Origin of the sequence: Mesorhizobium sp. B2-1-3, assembly GCF_006442495.1 — a bacterium.
Taxonomy (GTDB): domain Bacteria; phylum Pseudomonadota; class Alphaproteobacteria; order Rhizobiales; family Rhizobiaceae; genus Mesorhizobium.
Genome location: NZ_VFWL01000026.1, coordinates 35,778 through 49,198, shown reverse-complemented (window position 1 = coordinate 49,198; position 13,421 = coordinate 35,778). Strand labels below are relative to the sequence as shown.

At 64.1% G+C, this 13,421-nt stretch carries 10 protein-coding genes and 1 pseudogene; 9 read left to right on the top strand and 2 right to left on the bottom strand.

The window, feature by feature from the left end; all coding sequences use genetic code 11:
• Together FJ973_RS28915 and FJ973_RS28910 are read right to left on the bottom strand one after the other, a co-directional pair.
• The gene (locus FJ973_RS28915; protein WP_140558737.1) at window positions 1-2,466 is read right to left on the bottom strand and encodes an FAD-dependent oxidoreductase; all 2,466 of its coding nucleotides are present in this window, start codon (window positions 2,464-2,466) and stop codon (window positions 1-3) included.
• Entirely contained in the window at window positions 2,463-4,910 is a 2,448-nt protein-coding gene (locus tag FJ973_RS28910; RefSeq protein WP_140558736.1) for an FAD-dependent oxidoreductase, read from the bottom strand. The genes FJ973_RS28915 and FJ973_RS28910 overlap by 4 nt, the downstream gene beginning before the upstream one ends.
• A gap of 119 nt (window positions 4,911-5,029) precedes the next feature.
• Between FJ973_RS28910 and FJ973_RS28905 the strand changes: the two genes are divergently transcribed.
• The 9 genes and pseudogenes from FJ973_RS28905 (at window position 5,030) to hisN (ending at window position 13,420) form a co-directional block, all read left to right on the top strand.
• Complete coding sequence (locus FJ973_RS28905) at window positions 5,030-6,007, top strand: LysR family transcriptional regulator (RefSeq protein ID WP_140500683.1); 978 nt, start codon at window positions 5,030-5,032, stop codon at window positions 6,005-6,007.
• Between the two features lie 97 nt (window positions 6,008-6,104).
• The gene (locus FJ973_RS28900) at window positions 6,105-7,436 is read left to right on the top strand and encodes an aspartate aminotransferase family protein (protein ID WP_140500682.1); all 1,332 of its coding nucleotides are present in this window, start codon (window positions 6,105-6,107) and stop codon (window positions 7,434-7,436) included.
• 154 nt (window positions 7,437-7,590) lie between these two features.
• Window positions 7,591-7,701: pseudogene (locus FJ973_RS31520) on the top strand (integrase); the annotation flags it as partial.
• 223 nt (window positions 7,702-7,924) lie between these two features.
• Window positions 7,925-9,406, top strand: coding sequence for a PLP-dependent aminotransferase family protein (locus tag FJ973_RS28895; protein ID WP_140558735.1), 1,482 nt, complete (start codon window positions 7,925-7,927; stop codon window positions 9,404-9,406).
• A gap of 129 nt (window positions 9,407-9,535) precedes the next feature.
• Window positions 9,536-10,300: an ATP-binding cassette domain-containing protein gene (locus FJ973_RS28890; protein WP_140500680.1), complete on the top strand. Its 765-nt coding sequence runs from the start codon at window positions 9,536-9,538 to the stop codon at window positions 10,298-10,300.
• 25 nt (window positions 10,301-10,325) lie between these two features.
• Window positions 10,326-11,117 (top strand): transporter substrate-binding domain-containing protein, encoded by a 792-nt coding sequence (locus FJ973_RS28885; protein ID WP_140558734.1) that lies wholly within the window; start codon window positions 10,326-10,328, stop codon window positions 11,115-11,117.
• 77 nt (window positions 11,118-11,194) lie between these two features.
• On the top strand, window positions 11,195-11,893 hold the full coding sequence (locus tag FJ973_RS28880) for an ABC transporter permease subunit (RefSeq protein WP_140500678.1): 699 nt from the start codon (window positions 11,195-11,197) through the stop codon (window positions 11,891-11,893).
• Window positions 11,890-12,624 carry an ABC transporter permease gene (locus tag FJ973_RS28875; RefSeq protein ID WP_140500677.1) on the top strand — a complete coding sequence of 245 codons (735 nt, stop codon included), beginning with the start codon at window positions 11,890-11,892 and terminating at the stop codon, window positions 12,622-12,624. Before FJ973_RS28880 ends, FJ973_RS28875 begins: the two co-directional genes overlap by 4 nt.
• Entirely contained in the window at window positions 12,611-13,420 is an 810-nt protein-coding gene (gene hisN, locus FJ973_RS28870) for a histidinol-phosphatase (RefSeq protein ID WP_140500676.1), read from the top strand. Before FJ973_RS28875 ends, hisN begins: the two co-directional genes overlap by 14 nt.
• Window position 13,421: the final 1 nt, after the last annotated feature.

Genomic DNA, 13,421 nt, shown 5'->3' with positions numbered 1-13,421 from the left:
TCAGGCAGGCATGAAGGCGGCCGGCGCATCGGCCTGAAGGCCGCGCAGCCGCAGATTGTCCGGATCGTAAGGCGCTTTCTTCAGCTCCCGCGCCGTCAGTTCCCTGCCGAGGATCGAGACGGTCAGGCCTTCAGCCGCAACACCGGGTCGCAGATAGGCGAGCGCAACGGTCTTGCCGGTCCGGAAGCCGTGGCTGCCGGAGGAAACGATCCCGACCGGGCGCCCCGCCTGCATCACGGCATGGGCGTAAAACGGCAGTCGCTCGCCGTCGTCGTCGATTTCGAGCAGCAGCATGGACCAGGCGTTTTCGCCGACCCGCTCCAGCATCGCCTCACGACCGACGAACATCCGGTTGTCAGTCTTGACCAAGGCACCCAGTCCGGCCTCCAGCGGCGTGCGCTCCGTGGTCAGGTCGGCGCCCCAGGCGCGGTAGCCCTTTTCCAGCCGCATTGCGTTGAGCGCGTAGATGCCGAACGGACGCAAATCGAACTGCGCTCCGGCTTTGGTGATCGCTTCGTAGAGCTTGCCGAACTGCGCCAACTGAACGTGCAGTTCCCATCCGATCTCACCGGCATAAGAGACCCGGAGCGCTGCCGTCTTGATGCCGGCCACGCGGATGATCTGCGCGGAAAGCCAGGGGAATGCAGCATTCGATAGATCGGCTTCGCAGATCTTTCCCAAGAGGTCACGGGCACGCGGCCCCATCACGCCGAGCACGCCGCGCCTCTCGGTGACGTTGTCGATCGTCACACCTGGAAACGCTGCGGCGCGTGAGCGTAGCAGACCTTCGTCATGTCGCTCCGCAAGTGCTGCGCTGGTCAAGTAGAACCCATCGTCGCCGAGTCGGGTCACGGTAAATTCCGACGCCACGCCGCCCTTTGCCGTCAGCGCGTGAATGAGCCCGATGCGGCCGTGACGTTCCGGTGGTCGGTTGGCGCCGAGCGAAGCCATGAAGGCGCTGGCGCCTGGTCCGCCGATCTCGAATTTGGAGAAGGCCGAAAGGTCGATGGCGCCGACGCTGGCCTGCACGTCACGGCACTCGCCGCGCACCGCGTCGAACCAGCCGGGCTTGCGGAAGGTCAGTGGCGGGTCACGGTCGGCGCCCTTGGCAGCGAACCAGTTCGGCCGCTCCCAACCATAGGCGGCGCCCAGCACTGCCCCCTGGCTTCTCTGAAGTTCGAGCGCCGGCGTCGTGCGGCGCGGGCGGCCGGCCTCGCGTTCCTCGTTGGGATAGTGGATGCCGAATTGCAGGCCGAACCCTTCCACCGCCTTGTCGATGCGATAGTCGCGGTCGGCATAATTGCCGAAGCGGCGTGGGTCGATGGCAAGCGCATCCATTGGCGGTGATCCGTCGACGATCCAGTCGGCGAGAAAGCGACCGGCGCCGCCGCCTTCCATCACGCCCATGCTTGAGCCGGTGAGCAGCCAGGCATTGCCGAGGCCGAATGCCGGACCGACCAGCGGATTGGCATCCGGCGTGAAGGTGATCGGCCCGTTGACCACCGTCTTGATGCCGGCATTGGCGAGTGCCGGGACACGCTCCATCGCCAGCGCGATGATGTGCTCGACCCGATCCAGGTCGGGCGGCAGCAAGTCCATGCCGAATTCTGGTGGCACGCCATCGACCGCCCAGGGGTGAGCCGACTTTTCATAGGGGCCGACGATAAAGCCGTCGCGCTCCTGGCGCAGATACCAGCTTTCTTCCGGATCGCGGATGATCGGCAGTTCCTTGGCGCCGGCGGCGATCCGGTCGGCAATCTCGGGGACGGTATCGGTCACGACATATTGGTGCAGCATCGGCACCACGGGCAGGTCGAGCCCCATCATGGCGCCAATCTCGCGGCACCATGTGCCGGCCGCGTTCACCACATGCTCCGCGACAATGTCACCCTGTTGTGTGCGGACCAGCCACTCGCCCGATGGCTTGCGCTCGATTGCCAGGACCGGATTGTGGCGCACGATCTCGGCGCCGCGCGAGCGCGCGCCGCTGGCCATTGCGTTGGTCGCCAGCGTCGGATCGACATGACCGTCATTGGGCTCGTAGATCGCGCCTATGATGCCGTCGGTATGGCAGAGCGGATAGATCTGCTTGAGCTCATCGGGACTGAGAATGTGGAAGTCATGGCCGACGAACCGGCCAAGCCCCTGCACATGGCGGAATTCGTCCATGCGCTCCGGCGAGCGCGTAATGCGCAATGCGCCGCTTGGGTGGAAACCTGTCGGCAACCCGGTCTCGGCGGTCAGGATTTCGCGATAGAGCCGCACCGAATGCGCGCGCATCTCCATGATCGTCGCATTGTGGGCGAAATGCGTGCAGAGCCCGGCGGCGTGCCAGGTCGAGCCTGCTGTCAGCTCCTGCCTCTCGACGAGCATGACATCGCTCCAGCCGCGCTTGGCCAGATGATAGAGCAGCGACACGCCCATGGCGCCGCCGCCGATAACGACCACGCGGGCCTGTTGTCTCATGAATTTTCCTCCGCGCTTACGCGCATGCGCGATCCGGTTGGGTCATAGGGTGGCTTGTCGAGTGGGCGCAGCCTGTAGCGCGCACCGGCCACCGCGATCTGGTAGTCGCAGGCAAGCAGCTGCGTTTTCGTCTCGCCTGGATCACAGGCAACGTAGCCCAGGCAAAGGCTGAGCCCCGTGCGAACGCCGAGGCCACCTGACGTCGTCAACCCGGCAAGTTTGCCGTCGCGATAGATCGGTTCGTCATGCAGCAGAAGCGGATTGTCGCCGTCGACGGCGAAATGCATGAGCCGGCGCTTCAGGCCATCGGCCTTCTGCTTCAGCAGGGCATCGCGGCCGATGAAATCATCCCTCTTCCAGGACACCGCGAAGGACAGGCCCGCCTCCAGCGGCGTGTCCTTCGGCCCGATATCATGGCCCCAATGGCGATAGCCCTTTTCCAACCGGCAGCCATCCAGCGCGTAGTGGCCACAAAAGGTCAGGCCATGGGCGCCGCCCGCTGAGACGATCATGGCAAGCAGGCTCTCGCCGTGTTCGACCGGCACATAAAGCTCGAAGCCGAGCTCGCCGACAAAGCTGACTCGGGTCGCCCGCACATTCGCGGTGCCGATGTCGATGCGGCGCGAAGTCGAGAACGGGAAGGCTGCGTCCGAAAGATCGACGTCGGTCAGGCTCTGCAGCAGCGCCCGCGAATTCGGCCCCATGACCCCGAGAACGGCCTCTGCGGACGTGGCGTCGAAGACCGAGACGTTGAGACCAAGATCCTCAGCATGGCGCGCGATCCAGTCAAAATCTTTCTGTCTGGTCGCGGCACCTGAAATAACCCGGAAGCCGTGCTCGTCGACTCGCGTGACCGTCACATCGGCCTCGATGCCGCCGCGTGCGTTGAGCATCTGCGTATAGACGGCGCGGCCTTCGGGCCTGTCGACGTCCCCCGCGCACAGGCTTTGCATCAGCTGGATCGCGTCGCGTCCACGCACATCGATCTTGGTGAAGGGCGAAAGCTCGAACAGGCCAACGCCTTGCGCCATTCGCTCGGCTTCGGCCCTGGCCGGGCTCCACCATTTCTGAGCGCCGACGGAATAGCCGCGCGTCTCCGTGCCGCCGAACCAGAGCGGTCGCTCCCAGCCGGTCGGCGCGCCGAACACAGCACCCGCTTCGGCGAACGTACGGTGAAAGGCGGAACGCCGCACGTCGCGCCCGGCGGCGGCCTGCTTGTAAGGCCAATGCATGCGGAAGAGGTCGGCAACCGCTTCCTCCATCCTGGCGCCGACGAAAGAGCGCGCCGCGGCGGCGCGGTCGAAGCGGGCGATGTCAAGCGCCCACAGATCGAGGCTGGGCTCGCCGTCGACGATCCATTCGGCCATGGCCTTGCCGGCGCCGGCCGACGACATCATGCCTGTCGAGTTGAAGCCGGCGGCGACATAGAAGCCGCGCAGATAGGGCGACTCGCCCATCAGCGGCCGCGTGTCGGGGGTAAAACTCTCCGGGCCATTCATGAAGTGCCTGATGCCGGTCTGCGACAGCGCCGGCAGGAGTTTCAGTCCGGCCGACATGAAAGGCTCGAACTGCTCCCAATCCTCGGGCAGTTCGAGGAATGGCCTGTCGCCAGCCGGTCCGCGAACATCGAAGAGCTTGGCGTTCGGCTCGAAGCCGCCCAACACCAGCTTGCCGGAATCGCCCTTGATGTAGATGCCTTCGTCGAGGTCGCGCAGGATGGGAAACGGATCCTGCAGACCGGCGATCGGCTCCGTCACGACATACATGTGCTCGACGGCCTGCAGCGGCACAGGAACGCCGGCGAGCGCGCCGATATCGCGCGCCCAGGCGCCGGCACAGTTGACGACGGTCTCGCAATCGATGGTGGCGCCGGAGGCCAGCTTGACGCCAACGACCCGGCCGTTGCGGGTCACGATGCCCGAACAGGCTAACCCCTCGAGGATGCGGATACCGGCGGCGCGGGCCCGTTTTGCATAGGCCGCACAGATATCAACTGGATTGGCCTGGCCGTCTTCCTCGACCCACAGCGCGCCCTCGACGCCATCGGTGACGATGCCGCGCACGTGCTCGGCCACGCCCGCCTGATCGACAATCCCAACGGTGAGGCCGCAGACATCGCCCAAATGCGCGATGCGCTTCAGTTCGTCCATGCGCTCCGCACGTCGCGCCAGCCACAGGCCGCCGGTGCGGCGGTAGCCGGACGCCTGGCCCGTCAGTTCCTCGAGGCGTGGAAACAGCTCGGTCGCATATTGCGCCAGCCTTGTCAGGTTGAGGCTGGCGCGTAACGGACCGACGATTCCGGCGGCGTGCCAGGATGTGCCGCTGGTCAGTTGGTGGCGCTCCAGAAGGACGACATCGCTCACGCCCAGTTCGGCAAGGTGATAGGCAATGCCGAGGCCAATGACACCGCCGCCAATGATCACGATGCGTGCGCTGCCATTCACCTTGTGGGATACCTTCGCTGGATTGGAACAGCGCGATCTTTTCCCGCTAAACCACTTGCGCTCAACCCAAATTTCGCAACATTAGGAAAACTTATGATGCTTCACGGGCGGAGTTGCGGGTGAAGAGCGGCAGTTTCGATTTCAACCTTTTCCGATCGATCGAGGTTTTCGTCGCCATCGTCGAGACCAGGCACGTCACCCAGGCGGCACAGATGCTGGGCATGACGCAATCGGCCGCTTCGCAGCATCTGAAGAACCTGGAAAGCGCGCTCGGCGTCAGCCTGATCGATCGCAATTTGCGGCCGATCGAGCTCACCAAAGCCGGCATCGCGCTGCATCGCCGCGCCGTTGCCATACTGGCCGAGGTCGAGGGCCTGCGCACCGACGCGCGGCGCGTCAATGCAGCACCGCTGCCGCTGTTGCGCATCGCGCTTCTGGCGTCGATCGCGACAACGCTGGCGCCGGCGCTTTCGGTCCTTGCCCGCAAGGGTTTCGGCATTCCCGAGCTCAGCCTGTTCGCGGGTTTGGCGACCGACCACGTCGCCTTGCTGCGGGCCCGCCGCGCCGACCTCGCCGTCACCTCCGGCGAGCTGTTCGAGATTGAGGGACTGACACGTTATCCTGTGATGACCGAAAAATTCCTGCTGGTGACGCCAAAGGGTTTTGCCGGCGATGTCGGTGACATCGTCAAGCTCTCCAAGAAGCTCGCCTTCGTGCGCTTCTCGCGCGAGACGCCGGTTGGCCTGCGCGTCGACCAGCATCTGAGCCGCCTGCGCATCGAGATCCCGCGTGCTATGGAAGGTGACCGCTCCAGCGTGGTGATGGCGCCGGTCGCGGCCGGCATGGGCTTTGCGATCCTGACGCCGACCCTGCTCATCGACGGGCTGGCGGAGGGTATGGAGATTGACGTCCATCCCTTGCCGTTCACCGGGCTGTCGCGCAACATCCTTCTGGTCGCGCGCGAGCGGGAGCTCGGAAACCTCCCCGAGGCTTTCGCCACGCGTACCGCGGAAGTGCTGACCAACGCGATCAGCACCCGCCTGCCTGGCCTTCCCGCCGACTGCTATGCCGTCGATCGCCCCTCGTCGCATGACTAATCAACTCCATCAGTTATCCTGATAAGGAGGTTTGGCGGTGTGCGCGCCGCGCATTCCGTGTTTTCAATCCAGGAGTTCGCAACACGGGAGACACGGCATGAACGCTCCGCACGTCCATTCCAACCTGGACATCGACTGGTCGACCGAGGCCATCGTCGATCGGCGGAACCGCTTCTATTCGGCCACGCAGCGCAAGTTCGTTCCTTACAAGGACCCGCTGATCCTCAAGCGCGGCAAGGGCCAGTATGTCTGGGACGAGAAGGATCGTAAATACATCGACCTGCTCGGCATGAATCTTTGCATCTCGGTCGGCCACGCGCATCCGCAGGTGGTCAAGGCGGCCACCGAGCAACTGGCGGAACTGACGCATTGCACGACGATGTTCTACCACCCGGTTCCGGCTCAGTACGCGGAGGAACTGGTGGCAACGATGCCGGCCGGTCACGATTGGGTCGTACATTTCACCAACAGCGGGGCCGAAGCGATCGATCTTGCGCTGCTGATGGCGCGCTCGCATACCGGCAACATCGACATGCTGGCGCTTGCCTCGAGCTATCACGGCGCCACTTTCGGCGCGCAGTCGGTGACCGGGATAGCGGGTTTTCGCCATCCCGTGCCCCAGCTTGGCGGGGTCACTTTCGTGGCCGAGCCCAACCAGTATCGCGGCATTCATGGCGAAGGCTTGCAGCCCTATCTCGACGAGGTCGAGCGCGCCATAGCGAGTTCAACCAGCGGCGGGCTGGCCGGCATGATTATCGAGCCGGTGCAGGGCTATGGCGGCATCGTGCCGATGCCGCCGGGCTACATTGCCGGCGCTGTCGAGCGTGTCCGCGCGGCCGGCGGTCTCTGTATCATTGATGAAGTGCAATCCGGTGTCGCCCGAACCGGCGATGCCTTCTGGGCGTTTGAATCCCATGGCATTGTGCCCGATATCGTCGTCATCGCCAAAGGTGTGGGCAACGGCATCCCGCTCGGCGCGGTCATCGCCAAGCGAGATGTCGCTGAATCCATGGCCGATAAATTTCTGTTCCACACCTATGGCGCCAATCCGGTGGCATGCGCGGCCGGCCGAGCCGTGCTAAAGGTCATAAAAGAGGAACGACTCCAGGAGAACGCCCGGGATGTTGGCGCGGTGCTCAAGGGTCGCCTTAACGACATGAAGGAGCGCTTTCCAATCATCGGCGATATCAGGGGCCGTGGGCTTATGCTTGCGATCGAACTCGTCAAGGACGGCGCGACGAAAGAGCCGGCGCCGGAGGAGACGCTCGCCATTTTCGAGGAAACGCGCCGCAACGGGCTCGTCGCCAGCCGCTCGGGACCGTACCGCAATGTCATCCGCATGTGTCCGCCGCTTTGCTTAGCAATGTCCGATATCGAGGATGTCGTCGACCGCTTCGAAAAAAGCTTTGCGGCATTCAGCGGTCAATAACGGTTCCTGTGCTCGGAGGGGCACAAACCTTTGGCGGCGGCTGAGCAGCAGAGAGAATCATTCGGAAAGGACCGGGCCCGCCCAAACCGGCTCTGTCGACGTGCGGAGGCTGAGCTGTCAGAAACATGCTTGTTGGATTGAGGTCAGTTATCCTCTGGGAGCCATCCAGTCTTTGCTCGGTCATAGCAAGATCGTGAACACGGTCCGCTATCTGGGAGTCGATGTAGAAGATGCTCTCGAACTTGCCGAGGCAACTGAGGTGTGATCAAGAGCGGCTCCACTTCACGAGTGGAGCCGTGAACAATTTGCGCGTGCATCTCGGCCATTTGGTGAACGCTGCCAGTGGCTGAAAGCTGGCATTCGACGCATGCAGAGAAGGCTTTCTGCTTATCGTTCGTCATGTGATAGGGTGATTTCAATTCGATAGGAAGATCATCCTTATGGCTGCGTCGCCGCTCGTGAGGTCCCGCCGTAGCCGGTGAACAGACATGCACGCTTTCAACTATCCCAGCTGGAACAGGATCGTCTTCGACCGCAGCCGTGGCACGCCGTTGAACGAGCAACTTTTCGAGCAGTTACGCCGCTGGATACGGGATGGCATCGTGGCGCCAGGAGCGCGCCTGCCGCCAAGCCGCGTCATGGCCGAGGAACTCGGGCTCTCGCGCAACACCGTTGTCCTCGCCTATGAGCGACTTGCCACGGAGGGCTATGTCGCACGTCGGATCGGCGCCGGCACCTTCGTCGAAACCATGCTGCCGGAAGACAATCACCCCCGAGCCGAGACGGCGGGCATACCGGTGTCAGGTCCAAATGCGCTCCCGGCACCCTCGCGCCGCGGCCAGGCGCTGCTCGACATGAACCTGCCAGCCGAACGCATCGAGACCTACGATCTCAGCGCCGGCGTGCCGGCGCTGAACGAGTTCCCCTATGACGAGTTCGCTCAGATCGCTAGCCGCCGCTGGCGCGAGCACGCCAGCGCCCACACCGGCTATGACTATTCGCGCGGCGCGCCACTGCTGGCCACCCGCATCGCGGGCTATCTGGCGGAGGCTAAAGCGATCAACTGTCGTCCCGAACAGATCATCGTCATCGGCAATACGCTGCAAGCGGCCGCTCTCGCGTCTCATGTTCTGCTCGACCGCGGCGACACCGTTCTGGTCGAGGATCCTTGCCACATGCCCGAGATCGCCACGCTGGAAGCCTTCGGCCTTGTCACCGTTCCCGCCCCGCTCGACAGGCAAGGCTTCGACACAGAAGCCGCCGGCGTGATGGTCCGAGAGGCGCGTATGGCCGTTGTCTCCCCGACCGAGCAATGGCCGTTCGGCTGCACGATGACGGCGGATCGCCGGCAAAAGCTGCTTGATTGGGCGGCGGACCGGCCCGGCTGGATATTCGAGGATGATTCCAATAGCGAGATCCGCTGGTCGGGCGAAGCGCAGACGACGCTCTACGCGCGCGATCCGCGGCGGGTCATCTATACCGGCTCGTTCAACCGCATGCTGGCGCCCGGCCTGCGGCTCGCCTATTTGATCGCGCCGATGCCGCTGGTCGAGGCGTTCGCCCTCGCCCAGCGTATTTTCTCCTTCTACGCACCGCTACCGGACCAGGCGCTGGTCGCCGACTTCATGGACCAGGGGCGACTCGCCTCGCACCTTCGGCGTATGCGCACCATCTACCGCGATCGCGCCGCCTGCCTGACACAATGCCTGCGCGCAAAGCTGCGAGACGGCTTCGATGTTCCCGACGTTCACGCCGGCCTGCACCTGACCGTCCACGCACGCGAACCGTTTGACGACGTGGCCGTATCGCGAACACTGCTCCAGAAGGGGCTGGACTGCCCACCACTCTCGCGCTACGCACGCCGGGAAACCAAGCCGAGGGGTCTTGTGCTGGGCTTCGGCAACACGTCGGTCCGCCGCATCCCGCGTTGCGTCGACATCCTCGCGCAGACTATCCTCGAACACGGTTGACGACGCATTCACAGCCCACGGGACTGGAATTGGTCCGCTGCCCGTCGGCGAAATTGGCTCTTTGGGCAGCCGCGCTTCCGGGACAATCTCCGTGTCCAGCCGATCGGGAGGCAAGGGCACCAAGTGGACATGGACCAAAACACCGTCCTGCGGGCAAATAACATCCGTAAGAGCTTCGGCGCTCTGGAAGTCTTGAAAGGCGTCGACCTGGTCGCCCATGCCCATGACGTGATCACCATGATCGGCGCCAGCGGGTCGGGCAAGAGCACCTTCCTGCGCTGCATGAATCTTCTGGAAATTCCCGACGCCGGCACGATCGCGGTGGAAGGCGAGGAATTGACGCTGGATCGCAGTTCGGGGCGCGCGAAGCTGAATGCGCGCCAGATCAATCGCATCCGCAGCCGCATCGGCATGGTCTTCCAGAGCTTCAATCTGTGGAGCCAGCGCACCGTGCTCGACAACGTGATGCTTGCACCGATGAAGGTGCTCGGCCTGTCCAAACAGGAGGCCCGGCAGCGAGCCGGGGCCTATCTCGCCAAGGTCGGGCTGTTCGAGAAGCGCGACCACTACCCCGCGCATATTTCCGGCGGCCAGCAGCAGCGCGTCGGCATCGCCCGCGCGCTGGCGATGGAGCCGAAGCTGATGCTGTTCGACGAGCCGACCTCCGCGCTCGACCCGGAACTGGTCGGCGAGGTGCTCTCGGTCATGCGCACGCTCGCCGAAGAAGGACGCACGATGATCGTCGTCACCCATGAAATAGGTTTCGCGCGCGAGATCTCGCGCGAGGTGCTCTTTCTCCACCAGGGCATGGTGGAGGAGCGCGGCCCGCCGGGACAGGTTCTCGGCGATCCGCAATCGGCGCGCTGCCGGGCCTTCCTGCAGCGCGTTCTTTGAACAGGACAAACAACAGGGGAACGTGATGAAAAAACTTGTCTTGATGCTTGCGGCCGGCCTCGCCGCCTTCGCCACGCAGGTCTCGGCGCGCGACCTGCGCGTCGGCAGTGAATGCACATACCCGCCGTTCAACTACAAGGACGCGAACGGCGAGTTGCGCGGCTTCGACATCGATGTCGCGAAGGAAGTTGTCAAGCGCCTCGGCGCCGACGCCTCCTTTGTCTGCATGCCTTTCGATTCGCTTATTCCGGGCCTTGTCGCCGGCAAGTTTGATCTTCTCGCCGCGTCGATGTCGATCACCGACGAGCGCAAGAAGAGCATCGACTTTTCGATCCCGTACCGCTCCTCCACCGCCCGGTTCGTCGGTCCGGACGGAAGCGATGCCAAGCCGCTGACGGACGACGGCAAGCCCAACCCCGATGGTCTCAAGGGCAAGACCATCGGGATCGAGCGTGCCTCAACTTACGAGAACTACATGCGAGACAACTTTCCTGAGGCCACGATCCAGCTCTACGACACGGCCGACAACATGCTGCTCGACCTGACCTCGAAGCGGACCGATCTCGTCTTCGCCGGCCCGATCAAGCTCGCCAACGACTTCCTCAACAAGGACCGAGGCAAGGGTTACAAATTCATCGGTCCGGAGATCAAGGACGTGAAGTATTTCGGGCCAGGCGTGGGCATCGGCATGCGCAAGGACGATGCCGGCCTTCGCGACGAGCTCGACAAGGCGATGAAGGCCATGATCGACGACGGCACGTTCAAGACCATCAACGACAAGTACTGGTCGTTCAGCGTGCTGCCGGCATCGAACTAGGCCGAGCCGTACGGTTCATCGCCGGCCATTTCACCCGATGGCCGGCGTCTTTCTTCTTGCCACCGCAGGAGCGGCAGATGGACATTTTCCAGGGATGGGGTTTGGAGGTCGCGCGCGGGCTCATGACCACCGTCGAGGTCGCGCTGCTGTCGCTGGCGGTCGGCCTCGTTTGGGGCATTCTCGGCGCGCTGGCACAGCTCTCCTCGAACTGTGTGCTGCGCGCCATCGGCCGGGGCTTCACTCTGGTCGTGCGCGGCACGCCCGAACTCCTCATCATCCTCATCGCCTATTTCGGCGGCACGGTGGCCCTGACCGGCTTGGCGAAGATGATTGACCCCAGCATCCGCTTTCTCGAAGTGCCGGCGATGCCGGCCGGCGTCTTCGCGCTCAGCCTGGTCTTCGGCGGCTACGCGGCCGAGGTGCTGCGCGGCGCCTATCTCGCCATTCCCAAGGGCGAGATCGAGGCGGCAGATGCCTTCGGCATGTCGGCCGCGACCAGCTTCATCCACATCCGCCTGCCGCTGATGTGGCGCTACGCGCTGCCCGGCCTCGGCAACAACTGGATCTCGCTCATCAAGGACACGTCGCTTATCTCCATCGTCGGGCTGGAGGAGCTGATGCGCATCTCCACCATGGCGACGCAGGTCAATGGCGAACCCTTCCGCTTCTACCTCGCCGCGGCGCTGATCTACCTCCTGCTCACCATACTGAACACCTCGATTGTCGACGCGCTGGAACGGCGTGCGACGCGCGGCGAGAGGAAGCTGGCGCGATGAACTTCGAGCTTATGGTCGAGAGCCTGCCGGCGCTGCTGTCGGCCACCGTCACGACGATCGAACTGCTCGTCGCCTCACTCTTCTGCGGCATGGCGGTGGCACTTCCCGTCGCCATCCTGCGCGTCAGCGGCCCGGCGCCGGTGCGCCTCCTGCTGCACTGGTACATCTACTTCTTCCGCGGCACGCCGCTCCTGGTCCAGATCTTCCTTGTCTATTACGGTCTCGCCCAGCTCGAGGTCGTTCGCGACAGCTTTCTGTGGCCATATCTGCGCCAGGCCTGGGTCTGCGCCATTCTGACCTTCAGCCTGAACACGGCCGCCTACACCGCCTACATCCTGCGCGGCGCCATCGAGGCGGTGCCAGCCGGTGAGATCGAGGCGGCGCGTGCCTGCGGCATGTCGACGGCGTTGACCTACCGCACGATCATCCTGCCGGGCGCCTTCCGCATCGCCCTGCCGGCTTACGGCAACGAGGTGGTCAGCATGCTGAAATCCACATCACTCGCCTCGACCATCACCGTCATGGAGCTGACCGGCGCCGCCAACACGATCGTCGCCCGCACCTTCGCGCCCTATGAGCTCTTCATCACCGCGGCGCTTATCTACCTCACCATTACCTACGTGCTCACCACGGCGTTGCGCGCCCTCGAATACAGGCTTTCACGACACACGCGTCCTCTGGACGAACCCGCAACCCCACTCATAGAGGGAGCCGACAATGCCGGCATCTGACCCCAAGACCTTTACGGCTTTCGCCGGTTCGCTGGCAGACGTCAGCCGGGCGACAATCCAGGAAGCGCTCAGCGAGCAACACGGCTTCGTTTCCAAGGGCGATGCAAGCCCTGTCACCGCGGTAGACCGGGAGGTCGAGGAGAGGCTGCGCGCGCGCATCCAGGAGGCGTATCCCGACCACGGCATCCTCGGCGAGGAATTTGGGTCCGTCGGCCTCGACGCGGAATGGGTCTGGGTCATCGATCCGATCGACGGCACCAAAGCCTTCATCACCGGCATTCCGACCTTCGGCACGCTGATCGCGCTGGCCCGCAACGGCGTTCCCATGCTCGGGGTCATCGACAATCCCGTCACCAACGAGCGCTGGCTGGGCGCCGACGGTTCGCCGACCACCCTCAACGGCAAGCCCGTACGCACGCGCGCCTGCCAGGACCTTAGCGAGGCCCTTGTCGGCAACGGCAACCCGGAATCCTTCGACGACAAGGATACGGCCGCCTACAAGAGGCTGCGCCGCCAGGTGCGCTGGAGCGTCTATGGCGGCGGTTGCCATGCCTATGGCCGCGTCGCCGACGGCGCGCTGGACATCAATGTGGACGGGGGGCTGGACGCCTTCGATTATTGCGCACTGATCCCGATCGTGCGTAACGCCGGTGGCGTCATGACCGACTGGCAGGGCGGCGAGCTGACGATCCGTTCCGGCCGCCGTTCCGTCGTGGCCAGCGCCACACCTGAGTTGCACAGAACTGTGCTAGGCATCCTGGCCAACGCGACCTCACCGGCCCGCGCGGCTTCCTGAA

What these genes read in the sequence shown, in the direction of transcription:
- FJ973_RS28915 (WP_140558737.1), bottom strand. Translation starts at nt 2,466, where the DNA reads ATGAGACAACAGGCCCGCGTGGTCGTTATCGGCGGCGGCGCCATGGGC.
- FJ973_RS28900 (WP_140500682.1), top strand. Translation starts at nt 6,105, where the DNA reads ATGAACGCTCCGCACGTCCATTCCAACCTGGACATCGACTGGTCGACC.
- FJ973_RS28895 (WP_140558735.1), top strand. Translation starts at nt 7,925, where the DNA reads ATGCACGCTTTCAACTATCCCAGCTGGAACAGGATCGTCTTCGACCGC.
- FJ973_RS28890 (WP_140500680.1), top strand. Translation starts at nt 9,536, where the DNA reads ATGGACCAAAACACCGTCCTGCGGGCAAATAACATCCGTAAGAGCTTC.
- FJ973_RS28885 (WP_140558734.1), top strand. Translation starts at nt 10,326, where the DNA reads ATGAAAAAACTTGTCTTGATGCTTGCGGCCGGCCTCGCCGCCTTCGCC.
- FJ973_RS28880 (WP_140500678.1), top strand. Translation starts at nt 11,195, where the DNA reads ATGGACATTTTCCAGGGATGGGGTTTGGAGGTCGCGCGCGGGCTCATG.
- FJ973_RS28875 (WP_140500677.1), top strand. Translation starts at nt 11,890, where the DNA reads ATGAACTTCGAGCTTATGGTCGAGAGCCTGCCGGCGCTGCTGTCGGCC.
- hisN (WP_140500676.1), top strand. Translation starts at nt 12,611, where the DNA reads ATGCCGGCATCTGACCCCAAGACCTTTACGGCTTTCGCCGGTTCGCTG.